This is a genomic window from Pseudomonas sp. EL_65y_Pfl2_R96 (genome assembly GCF_963970905.1).
GTDB lineage: Bacteria > Pseudomonadota > Gammaproteobacteria > Pseudomonadales > Pseudomonadaceae > Aquipseudomonas.
The window spans coordinates 72,467-91,967 of sequence record NZ_CAXAQH010000008.1 but is presented as its reverse complement, the minus strand read 5'-3'; the positions used below and the strand labels follow the sequence as shown (position 1 = coordinate 91,967).

16 protein-coding genes are annotated in these 19,501 nt (G+C 59.7%); 11 read left to right on the top strand and 5 right to left on the bottom strand.

Features of this window, described 5'->3' with window-relative positions; all coding sequences use genetic code 11:
• The first annotated feature begins 2 nt into the window (after window positions 1-2).
• From AACY49_RS11280 to AACY49_RS11255, 6 genes are all read left to right on the top strand, one after another.
• The gene (locus tag AACY49_RS11280; RefSeq protein WP_258697468.1) at window positions 3-1,454 is read left to right on the top strand and encodes an alginate O-acetyltransferase; all 1,452 of its coding nucleotides are present in this window, start codon (window positions 3-5) and stop codon (window positions 1,452-1,454) included.
• Between the two features lie 11 nt (window positions 1,455-1,465).
• Window positions 1,466-2,599 carry a mannuronate-specific alginate lyase gene (locus AACY49_RS11275; protein ID WP_339523728.1) on the top strand — a complete coding sequence of 378 codons (1,134 nt, stop codon included), beginning with the start codon at window positions 1,466-1,468 and terminating at the stop codon, window positions 2,597-2,599.
• Window positions 2,600-2,791: 192 nt separating this feature from the next.
• A complete protein-coding gene (locus AACY49_RS11270) occupies window positions 2,792-4,357 on the top strand; it encodes an MBOAT family O-acyltransferase (RefSeq protein ID WP_339523727.1) in 1,566 nt (521 codons plus the stop codon).
• Between the two features lie 11 nt (window positions 4,358-4,368).
• Window positions 4,369-5,544, top strand: a complete 1,176-nt coding sequence (locus AACY49_RS11265) for an alginate O-acetyltransferase (protein WP_339523725.1) — start codon at window positions 4,369-4,371, stop codon at window positions 5,542-5,544.
• A gap of 17 nt (window positions 5,545-5,561) precedes the next feature.
• Entirely contained in the window at window positions 5,562-6,218 is a 657-nt protein-coding gene (locus AACY49_RS11260) for an alginate O-acetyltransferase AlgF (protein ID WP_339523723.1), read from the top strand.
• A 210-nt stretch (window positions 6,219-6,428) separates the two neighbouring features.
• Window positions 6,429-7,880 (top strand): mannose-1-phosphate guanylyltransferase/mannose-6-phosphate isomerase, encoded by a 1,452-nt coding sequence (locus AACY49_RS11255; protein WP_339523721.1) that lies wholly within the window; start codon window positions 6,429-6,431, stop codon window positions 7,878-7,880.
• Window positions 7,881-7,972: 92 nt separating this feature from the next.
• Here AACY49_RS11255 and AACY49_RS11250 read toward each other — a convergent pair whose 3' ends face one another.
• Complete coding sequence (locus AACY49_RS11250) at window positions 7,973-10,762, bottom strand: RHS repeat domain-containing protein (RefSeq protein ID WP_339523719.1); 2,790 nt, start codon at window positions 10,760-10,762, stop codon at window positions 7,973-7,975.
• A gap of 178 nt (window positions 10,763-10,940) precedes the next feature.
• Between AACY49_RS11250 and AACY49_RS11245 the strand changes: the two genes are divergently transcribed.
• Window positions 10,941-11,405 carry a multidrug transporter gene (locus AACY49_RS11245; protein ID WP_258697475.1) on the top strand — a complete coding sequence of 155 codons (465 nt, stop codon included), beginning with the start codon at window positions 10,941-10,943 and terminating at the stop codon, window positions 11,403-11,405.
• Between the two features lie 33 nt (window positions 11,406-11,438).
• Window positions 11,439-12,263, top strand: coding sequence for an SDR family oxidoreductase (locus AACY49_RS11240; protein WP_339523717.1), 825 nt, complete (start codon window positions 11,439-11,441; stop codon window positions 12,261-12,263).
• Between the two features lie 80 nt (window positions 12,264-12,343).
• On the opposite strand, the gene AACY49_RS11235 is transcribed toward AACY49_RS11240, so the two are convergent.
• A complete protein-coding gene (locus AACY49_RS11235) occupies window positions 12,344-12,682 on the bottom strand; it encodes a DUF3592 domain-containing protein (RefSeq protein ID WP_339523715.1) in 339 nt (112 codons plus the stop codon).
• Between the two features lie 273 nt (window positions 12,683-12,955).
• On the opposite strand from AACY49_RS11235, the gene AACY49_RS11230 reads away from it, so the two are divergent.
• From AACY49_RS11230 to AACY49_RS11220, 3 genes are all read left to right on the top strand, one after another.
• The gene (locus AACY49_RS11230; RefSeq protein ID WP_258697478.1) at window positions 12,956-13,978 is read left to right on the top strand and encodes a sel1 repeat family protein; all 1,023 of its coding nucleotides are present in this window, start codon (window positions 12,956-12,958) and stop codon (window positions 13,976-13,978) included.
• Window positions 13,979-14,056: 78 nt separating this feature from the next.
• Window positions 14,057-15,079 (top strand): sel1 repeat family protein, encoded by a 1,023-nt coding sequence (locus AACY49_RS11225; protein ID WP_258697479.1) that lies wholly within the window; start codon window positions 14,057-14,059, stop codon window positions 15,077-15,079.
• Between the two features lie 28 nt (window positions 15,080-15,107).
• On the top strand, window positions 15,108-16,106 hold the full coding sequence (locus tag AACY49_RS11220) for a hypothetical protein (RefSeq protein ID WP_339523713.1): 999 nt from the start codon (window positions 15,108-15,110) through the stop codon (window positions 16,104-16,106).
• A gap of 105 nt (window positions 16,107-16,211) precedes the next feature.
• On the opposite strand, the gene AACY49_RS11215 is transcribed toward AACY49_RS11220, so the two are convergent.
• The 3 genes from AACY49_RS11215 to AACY49_RS11205 are packed head-to-tail and all read right to left on the bottom strand — an operon-like array spanning window position 16,212 to window position 19,500.
• Window positions 16,212-17,078 carry an efflux RND transporter periplasmic adaptor subunit gene (locus tag AACY49_RS11215; protein ID WP_258697481.1) on the bottom strand — a complete coding sequence of 289 codons (867 nt, stop codon included), beginning with the start codon at window positions 17,076-17,078 and terminating at the stop codon, window positions 16,212-16,214.
• 39 nt (window positions 17,079-17,117) lie between these two features.
• Window positions 17,118-17,318: a DUF1656 domain-containing protein gene (locus AACY49_RS11210; protein ID WP_007896379.1), complete on the bottom strand. Its 201-nt coding sequence runs from the start codon at window positions 17,316-17,318 to the stop codon at window positions 17,118-17,120.
• Window positions 17,308-19,500, bottom strand: coding sequence for an FUSC family protein (locus tag AACY49_RS11205; protein WP_339523710.1), 2,193 nt, complete (start codon window positions 19,498-19,500; stop codon window positions 17,308-17,310). Before AACY49_RS11205 ends, AACY49_RS11210 begins: the two co-directional genes overlap by 11 nt.
• Window position 19,501 lies beyond the last annotated feature (1 nt).

The following is a 19,501-nucleotide window of genomic DNA, read 5'->3' as shown; positions in this document are numbered from 1 at the left end:
TTATGCACCCACACTTGATCAAATTACTCAGCCTGTCGGCCCTGACCGCGGGCATTCTCGCGGCCAGCACTGGCGTGCGTGCCGAAGACGCCAAAGCACCGAGCTTCAACGCCGAGCCGTGCTGCAGCCTGTGCCCGGCAGCCCACGACCCGAAGAACTACACCACCCGCTATCAGCAAAACTTCACCACGCTGGTGCAGGCGCAAGGCGACTGGCTATTCCGTACGCAAGAAGACTTGCGCACCGAGTTCGACACCACGCCCGCCGGCTACAAACGCCTGAAACAACTGCACGAAGCGTTCAAGAGCAGAGGTGTGGAGCTGGTCATCGTTTACCAGCCGACCCGTGGCCTGGTGAACCGCAACAAGCTGAACCCGGAAGAAAAAGCCAGATACGATTTTGACAAGGCACTGACCAACTACAAGAGCATGCTCGGGCGTTTCGCGCAGATGGGCTACGTGGTCCCGGACCTGTCGCCGCTGACCAACGAATCGCTGCCCGACACCCTGCCAGCCCACGATTTCTACTTCCGCGGCGACCAGCACTGGACGCCGTATGGCGCCCAGCGCACGGCTAAAATCGTCGCCGAGAAGGTCAAGCAATTGCCGGCCTTCGCCGACGTTCCCAAGCGTGAATTCGAGACCCATAAGTCGGGTCGCATGGGCAAGACCGGAACGTTACACAACATGGCGGGTCAACTCTGTGGCACCAGCTACGCGATCCAGTACATGGATCAGTTCACCACCGAGCCCAAGGGCGAAGCGGCGGATGGCGATCTGTTCAGTGATTCCGGCAATCCGGAAATCACCCTGGTCGGCACCAGTCACAGCGGCAAGAACTACAACTTCGCCGGTTTCCTCGAAGAGGCCATCGGCGCCGACATCCTCAACGTAGCGTTCCCCGGCGGCGGCCTGGAAGGTTCGATGCTGCAGTACCTGGGCAGCGAAGAGTTCCAGACCAAACCACCGAAGATTCTCATCTGGGAATTCTCGCCGCTTTATCGCCTCGACCAGGAAACCATCTACCGCCAGATGATGGCGCTGCTGGACAACGGTTGCGAAGGCAAAGATGCACAGATGAGCGCCAGTGCCACGCTGAAACCGGGCAAAAACGAATTGATGGTCAACAGCAAGAACCTGGACCTGCGCAACAGCAGCCACCAGGTCGATATCCGCTTCGCCGACACCTCGGTGAAAACCTTGCAAGCCACCCTCTGGTACATGAATGGGCGCCACGAGGACATCAAGATCGACAAACCGGAAACCTCCGATACCGACGGGCGTTTCGCCTTCGAGTTGCGCACGGACGAAGACTGGGCCTCGCAGAATCTGCTGGCCGTCGAAGTCCAGGGGCCTGAAAAAGCAGGTACCGCGCCGCAGAAAGTCGAAGCGAAAATCTGCAAACGCAACGTGTTCTCCGGCGCCGAGCAGCGTACCGCTCAAGCCGGGCAATGAGGCTACCTCTTATGAACTGCATGCAAACCCGAACGCTGAAAAAGTTACTCGCGCCGTCCCTGCTGACGCTGGCGATGTTCGCCGGCGCCACCCAGGCCGCCGCGCCACTGCGCCCGCCACAGGGTTACTTCGCGCCGATTGAAAAAGTCAAAACCGGCGACAAGAGTGAAGGCTGCGAAGCGATGCCGACGCCCTACACCGGCGCCCTGCAGTTTCGCAGCAAGTACGAAGGCTCCGACAAGGCCCGTTCGACCCTGAACGAGGCATCGGAAAAAGCCTTCCGCGAGACCACCGCCGACATCACCAAGATCGAGCGCGGCACCAGCAAGCGGGTGATGCAGTTCATGCGTGACGGTCGCCCGGAACAGCTGGAGTGCACGCTCAACTGGCTGGCTACTTGGGCTCGGGCGGATGCGTTGATGTCCAAGGACTTCAACCACACCGGCAAGTCCATGCGTAAATGGGCCTTGGGCAGCATGGCTTCGTCCTACGTCCGCCTGAAATTCTCTGACTCGCATCCACTGGCCACCCACCAGGAAGAAGCGCAGGTGATTGAAGCCTGGTTCAGCAAAATGGCCGATCAAGTGGTCAGCGATTGGGACAACCTCCCGCTCGAGCAAACCAACAACCACTCGTACTGGGCCGCCTGGTCGGTGATGGCCACGTCGGTCGCCACCAACCGCCGCGACCTGTTCGATTGGGCCGTCAAGGAATACAAAGTCGGCGCCAATCAGGTCGACGCCCAAGGCTTCCTGCCCAACGAACTCAAGCGTCAGCAACGCGCCCTCTCCTATCACAACTATGCCCTGCCGCCGCTGGCGATGATCGCCAGTTTCGCTCAGGTCAACGGTGTGGATTTGCGTCAGGAAAACAACGGGGCCTTGAAACGCCTGGGCGATCGCGTGCTCGCAGGGGTGAAAGACCCGGATGAATTCGAGAAGAAGAACGGCAAGGATCAGGACATGACCGACCTCAAGGTCGACTCGAAATTTGCCTGGCTCGAGCCGTTCTGCTCGCTCTACACCTGCACGCCGGATGTGCTGGCGCAGAAACACAGAATGCAGCCGTTCAAGACCTTCCGCCTCGGTGGGGATTTGACCAAGGTCTACGACCCGGCCAGCGCAAAAGCCAACAAAGGCTCTTAGGGTTGATCGTTCCCACGCTCCGCGTGGGAATGCAGCCCGTGACGCTCCGCGTCACATGCCGAAGCGGACGCAGAGCGTCCAGTGAGGCATTCCCACGCAGAGCGTGGGAACGATCGTAACTCTCCAGATTTTCGTGGGGGGTTTGGGGGGGCCGTTGGCCCTTGACTGTTGGTTAAACATGGAGAGATCGGGATGGTATTTTCATCCAACGTGTTCCTGTTTCTGTTCTTGCCGATCTTTCTCGGCTTGTACTACTTGAGCGGGCAACGCTATCGCAACCTGCTGCTGCTGATCGCCAGCTACGTGTTCTACGCCTGGTGGCGTGTGGACTTCCTTGCGCTGTTCGCAGCCGTCACGCTGTGGAACTACTGGATCGGCCTGAAAGTCGGCGCCGCAGGCGTTCGGACCAAACCGGCCCAGCGCTGGCTGCTGCTCGGCGTTGCCGTGGATCTGTGCATCCTCGGCTACTTCAAGTACGCCAACTTCGGCGTGGACAGCATCAACGCGATGATGACCTCGGTCGGTCTGTCGCCGTTCATCCTGACCCACGTACTGTTGCCGATCGGGATCTCGTTCTACATCTTCGAGTCCATCAGCTACATCATCGACGTCTACCGTGGCGATACCCCGGCCACCCGCAACCTGATCGACTTTGCCGCCTTCGTGGCGATCTTCCCGCACTTGATCGCGGGCCCCGTGTTGCGTTTCCGCGACCTGGCCGACCAGTTCAACAACCGCACCCACACCCTCGACAAGTTCTCCGAAGGTGCCACGCGGTTCATGCAGGGCTTCATCAAGAAGGTCTTCATCGCCGACACCCTGGCGGTGGTGGCCGACCATTGCTTCGCCTTGCAGAACCCGACCACGGGCGACGCCTGGCTCGGCGCCCTGGCCTATACCGCGCAGCTGTACTTCGACTTCTCCGGCTACAGCGACATGGCGATTGGTCTGGGCTTGATGATGGGTTTCCGCTTCATGGAAAACTTCAAACAGCCCTACATCAGCCAGTCGATCACCGAGTTCTGGCGTCGCTGGCACATCAGCCTCTCCACTTGGCTGCGTGACTACCTCTACATCACCCTCGGCGGTAACCGTAAAGGCACGCTGATGACCTATCGCAACCTGTTCCTGACCATGCTGCTTGGCGGTCTGTGGCACGGCGCGAACATCACCTACATCGTCTGGGGCGCCTGGCACGGCATGTGGCTGGCGATCGAAAAAGCCCTCGGCCTGAACACCTCGCCGCGCAGCATCAACCCGATCCGTTGGGCCCTGACCTTCCTGCTTGTCGTCATGGGCTGGGTGATCTTCCGCTCGGAAAACCTGCACGTCGCCGGTCGCATGTACGGCGCGATGTTCAGCTTCGGCGAATGGTCGCTGTCGGAACTCAACCAGGCCAGCCTCACCGGTCTGCAAGTGGCGACCCTGGTGGTGGCCTACGTCACCCTGGCGTTCTTCGGCATCCGTGATTTCTACACCAACCGGCCACCGGTCAAGACCAGGCCTGCCGTCAACGTCGAGGCCGATGGCCCTGCCGCAGCGACACCTGGAATGATCAAAGCCGTACCGGGTGACAACCCGGCCAGCATCCACGAACCGGGTTACACCGTCGGCGTTGAAGCGACTGTGCAACCGGCCTACTGGGTCGCGGACTGGCCGCGTTATGTGATGCGCACGCTGGTGCTGCTGCTGTTCATCGCCTCGATTCTCAAACTCTCGGCGCAAAGCTTCTCGCCGTTCCTTTACTTCCAGTTCTGAGGGATCTGACCATGACCCGCTCATTACGCATCTTCTACATCGCCCTGTTCCTGGTGACCTTGTTGGCCTTGGGCGTGTGGTCGGTACGCAGCTTCTTCGGCTTCAGTACCAACGCCGATGCCACCGTGCTCAACGGGCGCTGGACCAAAGCCGTCGAGACGCACTACGACGACGAGTTCCCGATCAAGCGCCTGGGCACCAACCTTTGGGCCGCGCTGGACTTCAAACTGTTCAACGAAGGTCGTCCGGGCGTGGTGCTCGGTCGCGATCAGTGGCTCTACAGCGATGAAGAGTTTCACCCGATCGTCAACGAAGAGTTGAACCTGCAAGGCAACTACGCGCTGGTCGAAGGCGTGCGCCAGGAACTGAAAGAGAAAGGCGTGCAACTGGTGATGGCCATTGTCCCGGCCAAGACGCGTCTGTACCCGGAACACCTGGGTGAAGCGAAGCCGGCGAGTATCCACGCCAATTTGTACCAGGACTTCCACGCTCGTGTGGCAGCCGACAAGATCCTCGCCCCTGACCTGCTCGGCCCGCTGCAAAAGGCCAAGCAAGGCGGTCAGCAAGTGTTCCTGCGTACCGACACCCACTGGACCCCGGAAGGCGCGCAAATCGCTGCCCAGACCCTGGCCAAAACCATTGCCGACAAAGCTCCGCTCAGCGGCGAACCGCAAAACTTCATCACCGAGCCTGCGGAGAAGGTGACGCACAAGGGTGACCTGAGGTTGTTCCTGCCGCTGGACCCGCTGTTCGAAAACCTGATGCCGGCGCCAGAACCTTTGCAAAAGCGCAACACCGTGGCGGCCCAGGACCAGCCCGCCGGTGATGACGCCCTGTTCGCCAACACTGAAGTGCCGGTGGCCCTGATCGGCACCAGCTACAGCGCCAACCCGAACTGGAACTTCGTCGGCGCGCTGAAAGAAGCGTTGCACAGCGACGTGGTCAGCTACGCCGAAGACGGCCACGGTCCGATTCTGCCGATGCTCAGCTACCTGAAAAGCGATGCCTTCAAGAACAGCCCGCCACAAGTGCTGATCTGGGAGTTTCCTGAACGATATCTGCCTGTGAACAACGAAATCGGTGACGCCGACCCGCAGTGGGTCGCAGAGCTTAAACAAGCCGGCGCACGCCAACAAAACGTAGCTGCAAACACTAAATCCGAGACGCCCGACCGGGCGCAAAACTGAAAGAGAGAGGTACTACCATGACTTTCACTACTACTCCTCGCCGTCTCGCCAAGACCTTCGCCCTCGTCGCCGGCATGAGCGTGCTGTCGATGCAGGCGTTCGCCGGTGGCGACGCCGCCCTCTACGGCCCGACCGCACCAAAAGGCTCGAGCTTCGTGCGGGTCTACAATGCCGGCAATGCTGAAGTCAGCGCCACCGTCGGTACCACCAACCTGAACGAAGTCGCGCCGCTGTCCAGCACCGACTTCAGCTTCATGCCGGGCGGCGACTACAGCGCCAAGGTCGGCAGCCAGACCCTGCCGGTGAAACTGGCCGGCGATCACTATTACACCCTGGTCAACAACGCCAGCGGCGCGCCGCAACTGATCGAAGAGCCACCGTTCAAGAACAAGCAGAAATCCCTGGTACGCGTGCAGAACCTGAGCGACAAGGCCCTGACCCTGAAAACCGCCGACGGCAAGACCGAAGTCATTCCGTCCGTGGCGGCCAAGAGCCGTGGCGAGCGTGAAATCAACCCGGTGAAAGTCAGCCTGGCACTGTACGACGGCGCCACCAAAGTCGGCGACGTGAAACCGGTTGCCCTGGAGCGTGGTGAAGCCGCGGTGCTGTACGTCACCGGCAACGGCAGCAGCCTGTCGCCAGTCTGGGTCAAACGCCCGGTGTCGACGCGCTAACACATTTGCCGGATTGACCCATATCCCTGTGGGAGCGGGCTTGCCCGCGATGCAGACAACTCGGTGCAACAGATACTCCGAGGTGATGCCATCGCAGGCAAGCCAGCTCCCACAGGAGACCCAGGCGTCAATTCGGACACGGAACAAGAACAAGAGTGAAACGACAGAACGTTCGTGGCTCTAACCAATCGATTTTAAAGGAGTAACAACATGATTCCGGTGATCTTGTCAGGTGGTAGCGGCTCACGTCTTTGGCCGCTTTCGCGCAAGCAATTCCCCAAGCAATTCCTCGCCCTGACCGGCGAACACACGTTGTTCCAGCAAACCCTGGAACGCCTGGTGTTCGAAGGCATGGACACCCCGATCGTGGTCTGCAACAAGGACCATCGCTTCATCGTCAACGAGCAGCTGGGCGCCCGCAACCTGGACGTGCAGCGCGTGCTGATGGAACCCTTCGGCCGTAACACCGCACCAGCCGTGGCCCTGACCGCGATGATGCTGGTCAATGAAGGTCGCGACGAGCTGATGCTGGTGCTGCCGGCCGACCACGTGCTGGAAGACCAGAAAGCCCTGCAACGCGCCCTGGCCCTGGCCACCGTGGCGGCCGAGCGTGGCGAGATGGTGCTGTTCGGCGTGCCGGCGACCAAACCGGAAACCGGTTACGGCTACATCAAATCCACCAACGACGCCCTGCTGCCGGAAGGTGTCAGCCGTGTCTCGCACTTCGTCGAAAAACCCGACGTGAAACGTGCCACCGAATTCGTCCAGTCCGGTGGTTACTTCTGGAACAGCGGCATGTTCCTGTTCCGCGCCAGCCGCTTCCTCGAAGAGCTGAAAAAACACGATCCGGACATCTACGACACCTGCGTACTGACGCTCGAACGTAGTGCACAAGACGCCGACACCGTCGACATCGACCCCGCCACCTTCGCTTGCTGCCCGGACAATTCCATCGACTACTCGGTGATGGAAAAAACCCAGCGCGCCTGCGTGGTGCCGCTGACCGCAGGCTGGAGCGATGTCGGTTGCTGGTCGTCGCTGTGGGAAGTCAATGAAAAAGACGCCAACGGTAACGTCACCAAAGGCGACGTGGTCATCCAGGACAGCAAGAACTGCATGATCCACGGCAACGGCAAACTGGTGTCGGTGATCGGCCTGGAAAACATCGTGGTCGTCGAAACCAAGGACGCCATGATGATTGTCCACAAGGACAAGGTCCAAGGCGTGAAGCAGATGGTCAACACCCTCAACGAGCAGGGCCGCAGCGAAACCCAGACCCACTGCGAAGTCTATCGTCCGTGGGGCTCCTACGACTCGGTGGACATGGGCGGCCGCTTCCAGGTCAAGCGTATCTCGGTCAAGCCGGGCGCGTGCCTGTCGCTGCAGATGCACCACCACCGCGCCGAACACTGGATCGTGGTCAGCGGTACCGCCGAAGTGACCTGCGACGAAAACGTGTTCCTGCTGACTGAAAACCAGTCGACCTACATCCCGATCGCCTCGGTCCACCGTCTGCGCAACCCGGGCAAGATTCCACTCGAGATCATCGAAGTGCAATCGGGTAGCTACCTGGGCGAAGACGATATCGAGCGGTTCGAAGATATCTACGGTCGTTCCACCCCGATCGAACGCGGCGTATCGGTGAAAACCATCGCGCAGTGATTGACCGGTAAAACAAAAAGCCCCCGTCCAGCCCGCTGCGTCCCTATCCGCAGGGGGTTGGGCGGGGGCTTTTTACATCAGGGTCACCATGATTAAAAAGGTATCCATTGATTGCTCTTCGCGGGCCTGTAAGCGACGATGTGAGCGCTCGGAATCGGAGTAATGAAGGTCATTTCCACAGTCATGGGGGGAATCATTGCAACGAACTCGGACTGATCCAGTGTGTCGCCACTCATCAACACTCTGGTACCCAACTTTCCTTTGGGAATGAATTTGAAAGGTGACCCGAGCCCCAGCGTTTGATCATTGATGGCTCGCTCTTTCAAACCCGGAATTTCCATCCGGTACAGGAAAGCTCTTGTGTCACCGTACCCTCCTGAGTCTTCATCCATGCCGGTGGACACGTAACCCGCAACGGGGCTTCTAACGTGCTCCTGGGCCAGGGTGTTGATCCCTTTGGTCACAGCGGCCTGCCTGAACTCCTCTTTGATTTTTGACCCTCTGTTATCCCTGGGGAAAAAACCACCCGCGGTACGGATCTGGTCGGGGTCACGATTGTCCCCCCTCATGGCCACAACCCCCCCTCGTGGGCCAATCGACAATGAATGCGAGCCGACAACCATTGAATCGGTCGCGTATGAAGGGAGCGCCCCCGTAGACGGAGACGCCGTGGGCAACGCAATTGGCGCCGGTGGTCGTTGGGGAGCTTCCTTTTTCGCTGGCGCAGCTACATTCATCTGAACCGGGCTGGATCGCGTGGGCACGGGTGGGCGGGGAGGCGCAGACGGAAGTGCTCCCGGCCTCAGCGGGATCGGGGGACGTGCAGGTGCCGGAGCCCCGGATGCATAGGCTCCATCAGAAAGTCCTGTCATGCTTGAAACCAAACTGCCCTTTGCCTTGTCGGGATTAAGCCCGTTTTCATCAACCAGGCCTACCGGGTTGTTTCGAACCATCCGATACAGGTTCAAACCATCAACCGTTCCTGCCGGATCCGGCTTCAACCACCGCTGCAACCACGGGATGTAATAGCGATATCCATAGTAATAAAGCCCCGTTGCATCCCGCTCCTTGCCCGAGTAACGAACGGTTTTGTAACTGACCTCGATCACATCATCCCCGGCCAGGCAGGCCGTCTCGCCGAACGGGTAAAAGGTTTCCCGGCTGATGATCCGTGCATCAGCGGCCAGCTCCAGGCTGATCGAACCCAAATGATCGGTGAAGCCATATCGATACTGGTCGTTTGTTCCCGAAGGCGGGGTGCTCTCCCAGTGCAACACCCGCACGCTGTTGAGTCCGGCCTGGGCGGTGATGACCTGCAGCACCTCGCCGGTGCCGTTATCGGTGCGCCACTCCAGCCCCGGCAAGTAACGCACGTCAGCGACCACAGTCCGGGCGTTGGTCTGCAACGAGCGGATTTTACGTACGCGCTGGCCGCCGCCATCGTAGAGATACGACTCCCTGTCATTGCGCCCGGAAGCACGTTCCACCGGGCTGACCGATTGCAGCTGGTTGCGCAGATCCCACGTCAGAAAGCGCCTCTGGTCCAGCTCCAGCAAATTGCCCTTGGCGTCGAACGCGGCGGCGATTTCGTCTTCAGTCGGTGGCACGCCGTTGCGATATGGCAGGCAGCGGTTGCTGTAGCGGGCGGCTTTCAAATCGCGCCCGTGGTCTTGCGCGCCGACGTGGGTCAGTTTCAACAGATTGCCGCCTGCGTCATAGCGGTAGGTCTGGCGGTAGTTGCCGACAGCCGCCGGGGCGGTGCGGCCGACCGACTCGGGCCCTTGATTGGGACCGCCCGCCTCCCAGCCAGAGGCCTCGATCAGCTGGTACAGGCTGTCGTAGCTGAAGCGATTGATCGGGTCGATACGCTGGTTGGCGAAGTAGCGGACGGGCAACGCCTGATCCTCGATGCTCAACACATTGCCCATCGGGTCATAGTCGTAGATCAGATGCTGCAACATTCGGGTGCCGGCATCCTGTACCCGACGTTCCATCAACAGACCATCTTCGGGACGGTAAACGAGGGTCGTTTGCACTGCGTTGCCCGTTGTTTCGTGCTCGACCTGCCCCTGCGCGCTGTACTGGATATCGCTGACCAGCACTTGCCAGGCGGTCAGTCCATGGAGTCGCAGACGAGTTTCACGCAACAGACCATCAAGGGTCAGACTGAAGACCTGACGATTGCCCTTGGCATCGGTCTGCTCCAACCCATCACCCAGTGGGCCGAACCGCCATGCGGATGTCGCGCCCAAACCGGGTTCGAGCAGCCGTTGGCGATCATTGATCAGTTCCGGCCAGTCGGGGGTGACCGGATCGAGAGTGTAGTGCCGAGTGTTTTCGACACATTGGCCGCTGATCGCAAACGCGTCGAACAGCACACTGCCCGCCGGGTCATCGTGGCGAATCAGTTGGCCGTATTGGTTATGGTCCTGATTACCCTGGCCAGGACAACCATACTCAAAACGTTCGACACAGCGACGCGGCTGCGCAGCGCCCTGCTCGAACACTGCCACTGGCCGCAGCAAATCGTCATATTCAACCTCGCGACGGGTTTCGCGGCTGTCCCGGCCCAACAACACTTCGTCGGCCAAGCCATACAGGTTGATCTGCGTTCCGGCGTCGACGCTGTCCGTGCGTAGCGCGTTCCCGGACAGCGAGTACACCGTGGTCAGATTGGCCGGTGCCTGGGAATCGCCCACCTGCAGCGCCCACAATCGCGGATCCCACTGTTTCACCGCCCGCCCTGCGCCATCGTGAACAGTGCGGCTGATGCGGGCCTCGGTGGGCAGGTTGTCGACGGCCCGCCAATAATCAACCGAACGAATTGATAAACCGCGCGGATCGACGACCGTCAGCGTGGGTGTCTTGTGGTGCATTCCCATTGTTACCGCCCATCGAATAACTGCCCTGTTGGCCAATGTCTTCTAACGCTTCAAGCGCAGGGCTGGCTACTGTCAGAAATTACAGTGCAGGCCAGCGGTGCAATCCCTTGCTCGCCGAATGTCCATTCCCGCGCCCCTTCGGTAGGATGGTGGTCATGAGTTAAAGGAGCGTTCAAACATGTTCATCGGCGTCCTGCTGGTCATCACCTGGCTGATCCTGCTGCTGCGCTACCCGGCCAAGGCCGTGCCGGTTTCCATGGCCGCCGCTGTCGGATTGGGCCTGGTGGCGACGTGGGTGTTCTGGATGGACAACCGCGAGGTCAAGCAACTGGCACGTCTTGAGCTGCGCATCACCTACGCGCCCGAACACTGCCCGGCGGATCGGCCGTTGCAGCTGAAAATGAACAACGGCAACGACGTGCCGCTGACCGAGTTACGCTGGCGCATCGCGGCGTATGCGCCGGGCGATACGGTGAACCTGGCCGACAATCAATACGCCGCACCGCGTTATCGCGGCCCCGGCGAATTGCAGGCCGGCGGCACTTGGGAAGACTGCTTGCCGATGCCGCCCCTGCGCCCTGGTTACCGTCCACAAACCCTGGAGTTTCGCGCCGAGCGTTTGCAGGGTAGTTTCTCCGACTGATTCCCCCCTCTTCTTTTGCACAAGGACCGCGCCATGCCCGTTGCGTTGATTACCGGTTGTTCCAGCGGCATTGGCCGCGCCCTCGCCGATGTGTTCAAAGGGGCCGGATACGAAGTCTGGGCCAGCGCCCGCAAGGCTGAAGACGTGGCGGCCCTGACCGCCGCCGGCTTCACGGCCGTACAACTGGACGTCAACGACGGCCCGGCACTTGAACAGCTGAGCGAGCGGATCAATCAGCAACACGGCGGCCTCGATGTGCTGATCAACAATGCCGGCTATGGCGCCATGGGGCCGCTGCTCGACGGTGGTGTGCCGGCGATGCAGCGCCAATTCGAAACCAATGTGTTCGCGATTGTTGGCGTGACCCGCGCGCTGTTCCCGGTGTTGCGTCGGGCCAAAGGGATCGTGGTAAACATCGGCAGCGTTTCCGGGGTGTTGGTCACACCGTTTGCCGGCGCGTATTGCGCCTCGAAAGCCGCTGTCCATGCCTTGAGCGATGCATTGCGCATGGAGCTGGCGCCGTTCGGTATCCATGTGATGGAAGTGCAGCCAGGCGCGATCGAGTCCAGCTTCGCCAAGAATGCCGGGTATGAGGTGGAGCAGTTGATCACCGAGCAATCGCCGTGGTTTGCGCTGCGCGAAGGTATTCGTGCGCGGGCCAAGGCCTCACAGGACAAACCGACGCCGGCCGGGGAGTTTGCCGCTGAGCTGCTCAAAGCAGTGCAACAGAGCAAACCGCCACGGCTGATCCGCATTGGCAATGGCAGTTGGGCATTGCCGCTGTTGACAACGTTGCTGCCCAAGGGCTTGCTGGAGTCGACCTTGATGAAGCGCTTCGGTTTGAATCGCCAACTCTGAGCGTGGCAAACCGGTCTAATCGCGCCAGACCGTCACGATCATCATCAGACTGAGCAGTGCCATGGCGCCCATGGCGAGGCTCAGGCCCAGAGTGAAAAAGTGCCGGGTATCACTTCACGAGGATCGGCCGGATTGTGGAATACGGTCACCTTGTCCCCAGCCTCAACGCCGGAAAACTCGTCTCTGAACTCATGAATGACCGGTGTGCCGTAGGCCGTGACAAAGGCAACTTTTCTGACGTAGGTATAGCTGTGACCGCTCTGCACGCCGATCATTCGAGAGTTTGATGTACTCACGACTTCAGCGTGTGCCTTGACTCCCCTGATTCTGAGATCAAAGAAATCGTACCCTTGTAAACGGCACCGGCCGTGCTCAGCAGCATCCGACCGAAGAACAAACCTGCTATGTACTTCATCCACGCGCTCCTTGCGGGTTTTGAAGGGGCGGCAATATAGCGACTGGACATCACAACAACAATTCGATCACACCGCCGGTGCCGCATCCACACAGGTTTGTATGTCCGGGTGCTTTCAGTAGAATGCGCGCACTTGAGACAAGTCGACGCGTTTACGCCGACTCAAGCAGCATGGAATCGCTGGCATTAAAATTGAAGCACGGATTGCTTTGCCTTCCCGCTCTTCCCCTGCCCGTTCCATGCGAACTTTATTCAATCGCAGATCAGGGAATATCCATTGAACGTTTTCAACGTGCTGCCACTGGCCTTTGTTGCCTTGTTGGCCGGCTGCAGCGTCGGCTCCGAACAGACCACCAGCAAAGAGCCCTCCCTCAACGACACGCTGCCCAAGCTGACCTTGCAAAGTGTGCTGCCGTCACCGTCCAGCAATGAACAGTGCAATGCGCAAATGGACAGCGACATTCTGTTCGGCCTCGGTTTTCAACTATACGGCGATCAGGAATGGGACACCGCCAAAAGCTGCCTGGAACTGGCCGCGCCGAAACACCCTCGCGCCTTCTGCTATCTGTCGATGATCGCCGGCCAGGACGAAAGCAAAACCCCGGATCAACGCAACAGCGACGCCTTTAATTACATGGCCTATTCGGCGATGCAGAATGACTGGTGCGCAGAATACGGTCTGTATCAGGCCTACCAATACGGCAGCAGCGGAGCCAAGCAAGATCCTGCGATGGCCAGCCGTTGGCTTGAGCGTTCTTCGGTGCATGGTTACCCCGAGGCTCAGAAGGAACTGATCAAGCAGTACGAAGAGCAAGGCAACCTGGTCGCCGCCTACGCCTGGACAAAGATCATGGCCAAGGACGATGGCTCGTCAGCTGCCGATACCCTAAAAACGAAGATGACCGCCGCGCAAATCACCGACGGTGAAAAGCGTTACACGGAGCTCGCTGGCCAGGTCACCAGCAAAAAAGCCATGTACGCCGAAGCGCGGGAAGAAGACGTCGGCCGTTACTCCGCCGAAATCTACCAAGACTATCCGGACACCTTCAAAGGCCTGTCGTCTGCCGAGCGCTACGACTACGTGAAGCAGTCGATGTACAAAGCCATTGACCTGCCGTTCACCAAGAGCCGTGGCCACGTGCTGAGCTATATCGTGATCAATCGCGCCGCACAGCTGAAAAAACCTGACGCAAATATCGCGAATGACCAGAAGATCGTCGCCCTCATGGAAGATGACGAGTTGTCGGTGGCTGAAACGATCAAGCATGGCTTGCTGGTGGTCAACAAGTTCTACAGGTAAACCGATACAGCGGTGGCGAGGGAGCTTGCTCCCTCGTTCCATGCTCGCTGTTACCTCATTGCAGTCTGGAAATTTTCATTGAAATCGCTAAACGTACTGCCATTGATCATGGCCAGCCTGTTGGTCGGCTGCGGGGCTTCACCGGAGGAGACGCTAAATCACGGACTGCCGCAGTTGACCATTGAACAGGCCCTGCCTGAAGCAGTCGCCAACCGGTACTGCAATCAGAGAATGGACACGGAGTTGTTGTACGGCATCGGCACCTTGCTGGATGACATTGGGGAACAACTGGAAGCAAAAAATTGCATGATCATGGCCGCCCCCGACTATCCGATAATTTTCTGCTACCTGGCCGTTAACGTAAGCCAGCGACAAAGCCCCGAAAACAATCGGGAAGCCTTCAACTACCTGGCTTACGCCGCGTCGAAAAATGAACGCTGCGCAGAATGGGCCCTGTACCACATCTATAACGTCGGCACGTTCGACAAGCCTGCCAACAAGGCGCTGTCCCGGTATTGGCTGGAACGTGCGGCGCTGGATGCCGACCAGGATTCCCAGACAGCCATGGTCGAGCTCAATCGTGCGCAGAACAATCTGCCTGTCGCTTATGCCTGGGCCAGAGTCCAGGGAGATGCCGAAGAGCTTGGCGCATTGAAAGCCACAATGGCTGCGGCGCAAATCAACGCAGGCGATCAGCACTACAACGAACTGCTCGGCAAAATGATCCCGATAGACGTGGTAATTGCCCAAGGTCGACAGGAAAACATCGCCAAGTTTTCAGCCGATCTTCACATGCATCATCCAGAGGCCTTCGAAGGCCTTTCCGTTGCTGAGCGGCATGCCTTCATGTCGAAGGTCGTGGACATTTTGCATCAGGCCGACGACTTCTCCGAACACCGCCAACTGTACTCCTATGTACTGATTTCCCGACGTGCCGGCCTCACCGATGCGCCCGTGGATCTATGGCAGAATCCGACGCTGCGCACCTTGCTGAACAATAGAAGAATGAGCGTGGAGGACACCGTAGCCGAGGCGCTGGTCTTCCTCAGCAAGAGCCAACAACAGCCTTTGGCCCACGACGTGCCTGCGCCACGGACGTAATGCCTCAACCGCGATCAAGGAGTATCCATTGAGATGCAAAAACCTGCTGCCGCTGGCATTGGCCACCGCGCTTGTCGGCTGCGGCACGCCATCGCCAGACGAGGCGCTGAACGCCACCCTGCCCAAGCTCAGCCTCAAGGAGCTGTTACCGCAAGCCGTCGCCAACGAGTATTGCAACCTCTACATGGACAGCGATCTGCTCTACGGCATCGGCTACCAGTTGTACAACGACGAGAAGCCCGAGCAAGCCCGCAGTTGCCTTATCATGGCCGCGCCCACCCATGACCGGGCCTTGTGTTATCTGGCAAGCATCGCGGAACAGGACACGAGCAAGGACAGCGCCCAGCGCGACCGAGAAGCCTTCAGCTATATGGCGTATTCCGCGGTCAGAAATGACTCGTGCGCCGAGTTCGGCATGTTCCAGAACTTTGCCTATGGCATGCGCGGACAGACGCCGGACACCGACCTCGGTTTACGTTGGCTGGAACGCTCGGCACGCCATGGCGATCCGGACGCCCAGCAAACCCTGATTCGTATGCATACCAACAAAGCCAATCTGCCCGTGGCTTACAGTTGGGCAAGAGTCCTCGACGACACGGCACAGATCGACTCGCTGAAACAACGAATGAACCCGCAGCAACTCAGCGAAGGAGAAAAAGGTTACGAGCAACTGAGCAAGAACGTGATCAGCAAGGACGAGGTGCGCAAGGAAGCGCGAGAGGAAAACACTGCGGTGTACTCGGCGAACATCCATATGCAGTTCCCCTACACCTTCAAGGGATTGTCGCAGAAAGATCGCCATGCCTTTATGGAGAACGCACTGGCCACGGTGAGTGCTCGTCCCGAGTTCAGCACCCGTAATCAGTTTTACGCGTATGTGATCATTTCACGACAGGCTCAGTTGCACGGCACCAATGCCGACGTCCTGCAGAATCCGCAGGTTATGGCGCTGCTCAGTGACAAAGAACTGGACGTGGCTGAGGCAGTGAACAAGGCCGAAGTCATCCTCAGCCAGGCGCGACGGTAAGACGCCTTACCGACGAAGAAGCCCGTGGTTCAGACCAGGCCTCTTCTCAGCAAACACAAAACCTGTGGAAGTGGGTTTGCCTGCGATGGCAGCGACTCGGTCTACCTAGTTCTCCACAACGTCCTGCTTCACCACTACCGTGCACGTAATTCCCGCCGCCAACAGCACCCCGTCCGGCACTTCATCAATGTGAATCCGCACCGGCACTCGCTGTGCCAGGCGCACCCAGTTAAAGGTCGGATTTACATCGGCGATCAGCTCGCGGCTTTCCGGGTTATCACGGTCGTAGATTCCGCGAGAAATGCTTTCCACATGCCCCTTGAGCACTTCGCCACTCATCAATTGCATGTCGGCTTTATCGCCCACGCGTACATGGGGCAGTTTGGTTTCTTCGAAGAAGCCATAAACCCAGAACGAGTTCATGTCGACCACGGCCATTTTCGCTTCGCCGATGCGTGCGTAGTCACCGCGATGGACGTTGAGGTTGGTCACGTAGCCGTCCACCGCTGCACGTACTTCGGTGCGTTTGAGGTTCAGTTCGGCGGCGTCCAGTTGTGCCTGGGCATGTTGGTAATCAGCCAGGGCCGAGTCGGCGATGTTGCTGGCGTCATCACGGTTTTCCCTGGAGATCACCAGGTTGTCGAGGTCGGCGCGGCGACGGGCGTTGACCTTGCGCATCTCCCACGTCGCCTTCCGCGACGCTACCAGGCTCTGTGCCTGTTTCACCGCGATGCGGTAGTGCTCAGGGTCGATGCGCATCAGCAAGTCGCCCTTTTTCACCAACTGGTTGTCGCGCACCGGCACCTCCACCACCTCTCCGGTAACGTCGGCGGCGACGTTGATGATGTCGGCGCGCACCCGGCCGTCGCGGGTCCAGGGGGTGTTCATGTAATGCACCCACAGGGTCCGGCCGGTCCACAGGGCGAGGGCCAGCACCAGCAGGGTCGCGAGCAGGCTGAAAAGCTTTTTCATCAGGGCCTTCTTCAGAAATAGAGAGTCAGTGATAGAGAGTCAACGGTAAACAGTCAGCGCCAGGGCGCCGAACAGACAGGTAAACAGGCTCAGGCGCAACAGCGCCGGGTGCCAGAAGAAACGGTACAGATCGAACCCGGACAAAAACCGGTCAAGGGCCCAGGCCAACGCCGCCGCAATGAAAAACATCAGGGTCATGGTCGGCATGTACACGCCGTGGAAGGCGATTTCACGAGGCATGTTCAAGTCCTTGGGGCTTGGCAGTGGTGTATGAGGCCAGAGGCGATTGCGGGTCGAGCAACGAGGTACGGATGAAATGCAGGTAGCTCTTCACCCGGCGCAATGCAGAGGTATCGAAGTGTGGCGCGAAGGGTTCGTTGGTGGCCTGCACGCGGCCGATCGCGTGGTCGACCGCGACCAGCGCCCGCTCCAGATTGCTCTGGCTCGGTTGCAGAAACAGTCGCACCAACGAACGCCCCATCACCCGGATGGACTGGCGCCACGGTTGGGATTCGGCATACGCCGGGTGCACCGGCAGAATCGCTTGTTCCTTACGCAGTTCGATAATCGCGTGGCCGACTTCCAGCACCACCAACATCCAGCGCAGCAAGTCCCGCTGCACCTGCGGCTGCCCTGCGGCGAGGCCATAGGCCTGATGCAGCAAGTCCCGTGTGCGACTTTCGAAACTCGACGCCAAACCCTTGAGTCTGCCGCTGATGGCATACACCACTTGCCCGCGCAAATCCTGCTCCAGGCGCCGCCACAACCAGCGGCTGTTGGGCGGCAGAATGATCGCGCCGGCCGCCGCGCACACCAGCATGCCCATGATCATGGCGATGTAGTCGTTGATGAAGGCGTAAGGGTTGTAGACCGTGAGGTTGTCCGGCACGGAACCTGTGCTGAAGAAGATCAGCAACCCCAGGCCAACCCCGGCGTATTGCGGCCGTGAAGTGAGGAACGACCCGAGCACGATCACTGGCGCGAGCATCACGCAGAGCAACGGAAAACCGTCGATCCAGGGGAAGATGAAAAACATCTCGACGAAACCGATCAGCGCCCCGAGCAACGTCCCGCAGGCCATCTGAAACGCCATGCGCTTGGGGTTCGGTGTCGCCGCAGAAAGGCCGACGGTGGCGGCGGCGATCAGGGTCATGGTCGCCCCGCTCGGCCATGCGGTGGCCACCCAATAACTGCCGAGCACCACGAGGATGAACGCTGCGCGAATGCCCGATGCCGCCGAGGCCAGCCAGTTGGTTTGCGGGGTGAAGGGCTCATCCCAACGTTCACGTTCGTGGCTGTGATCGGCCAGGGACGCGTGGGTCTGTGCATAACTGTGCAGGTCGTCGACGAAGCGATAGAGCAGTTCGTAGGCCGTGTGAAAATCCAGCTGCTCGGCGTCGCTCGGGCCGCTCTCCTGAAAGGTCGCTCGCAGGCTGCGCACGCGCGCCGGCAAGTTTTCCTTATAGGTCGCCAACGCGGTGGCCAGGCGTGCCGCGTCGGGGCTGGTCAAGGCGCGACCGCTGAAACCGTCGAGCACTTCGGCCAGGTCCTGCAACCCCGGTTTGATCGCCGCGACCACGTGATCGGTGCCGCTGCCGCGCAGGCGTTCAAGCAACTGATGCAGGGCATTGAAGCGCGTGGTGATGCCCATGAATTCGCTGTTCAAGCGACTGAGCCGCCCATTGCGCCGACGCATGTGCGGGTCTTCGAACACGGTGACGCTGCGCAGCCCTTCAAGGCCCACCGCCTCGGCAATGAACCGCACATTGCTCGCTTCAAACGCCTCGCGCTGACTGCGACCGCGCAAGCCATCGGTGACAAACAAGGCGAACACACCGAAGCGCTGATACAAGGCGTTGCGCATCGCGGCGCTGGCTGTTTGCGGCAGGATCGCGGCGCTGACCAGCGTCGAGCAGAGAATCCCCTGGGAGATTTCCAATACGCGCCAGACCGCCGCCATGAATGCGCCGTCCGGATGCGCCAGGGCAGGCAGTCCGACCATCGCCGCCGTATAACCGGCGAGCACAAATCCGTAGGCGCGGAAGTTGCGATAACGCGCCGCGCCAGCCGTGCAGAGGCCGACCCAGATCGCCAGCGAGCCGAGGAACAGTTCGGTGTTCTGCGCAAATAAGGCAATCAGCGCGACCATCACCGCCGACCCGGCCAACGTGCCGAGGAAGCGATAGAAACTCTTGGCGAACACCTGGCCGCTTTGCGGTTGCATGACGATGAACACGGTAATCATCGCGGTGCGCGGTTGCGGCAATTCCAGGCGCATGGCCAGCCACAGCGTGAGGAATGCTGCGAACAGCACTTTGAAAATGTAGACCCAGGTCACGCCGTCGCTACGCGCCCAGTCGAAGAAACCCCGGCGCCATTCAAGGGAATACAGCCAGCGCAAAGGTGCGGGCAAGGGAGTCATG

Bases quoted from the DNA above. Each gene is read 5' to 3' on its own strand.
- AACY49_RS11280 (WP_258697468.1), top strand. From the start codon at position 3: ATGCACCCACACTTGATCAAATTACTCAGCCTGTCGGCCCTGACCGCG.
- AACY49_RS11275 (WP_339523728.1), top strand. From the start codon at position 1,466: ATGAACTGCATGCAAACCCGAACGCTGAAAAAGTTACTCGCGCCGTCC.
- AACY49_RS11270 (WP_339523727.1), top strand. From the start codon at position 2,792: ATGGTATTTTCATCCAACGTGTTCCTGTTTCTGTTCTTGCCGATCTTT.
- AACY49_RS11265 (WP_339523725.1), top strand. From the start codon at position 4,369: ATGACCCGCTCATTACGCATCTTCTACATCGCCCTGTTCCTGGTGACC.
- AACY49_RS11260 (WP_339523723.1), top strand. From the start codon at position 5,562: ATGACTTTCACTACTACTCCTCGCCGTCTCGCCAAGACCTTCGCCCTC.
- AACY49_RS11255 (WP_339523721.1), top strand. From the start codon at position 6,429: ATGATTCCGGTGATCTTGTCAGGTGGTAGCGGCTCACGTCTTTGGCCG.
- AACY49_RS11250 (WP_339523719.1), bottom strand. From the start codon at position 10,762: ATGGGAATGCACCACAAGACACCCACGCTGACGGTCGTCGATCCGCGC.
- AACY49_RS11245 (WP_258697475.1), top strand. From the start codon at position 10,941: ATGTTCATCGGCGTCCTGCTGGTCATCACCTGGCTGATCCTGCTGCTG.
- AACY49_RS11240 (WP_339523717.1), top strand. From the start codon at position 11,439: ATGCCCGTTGCGTTGATTACCGGTTGTTCCAGCGGCATTGGCCGCGCC.
- AACY49_RS11215 (WP_258697481.1), bottom strand. From the start codon at position 17,078: ATGAAAAAGCTTTTCAGCCTGCTCGCGACCCTGCTGGTGCTGGCCCTC.
- AACY49_RS11210 (WP_007896379.1), bottom strand. From the start codon at position 17,318: ATGCCTCGTGAAATCGCCTTCCACGGCGTGTACATGCCGACCATGACC.
- AACY49_RS11205 (WP_339523710.1), bottom strand. From the start codon at position 19,500: ATGACTCCCTTGCCCGCACCTTTGCGCTGGCTGTATTCCCTTGAATGG.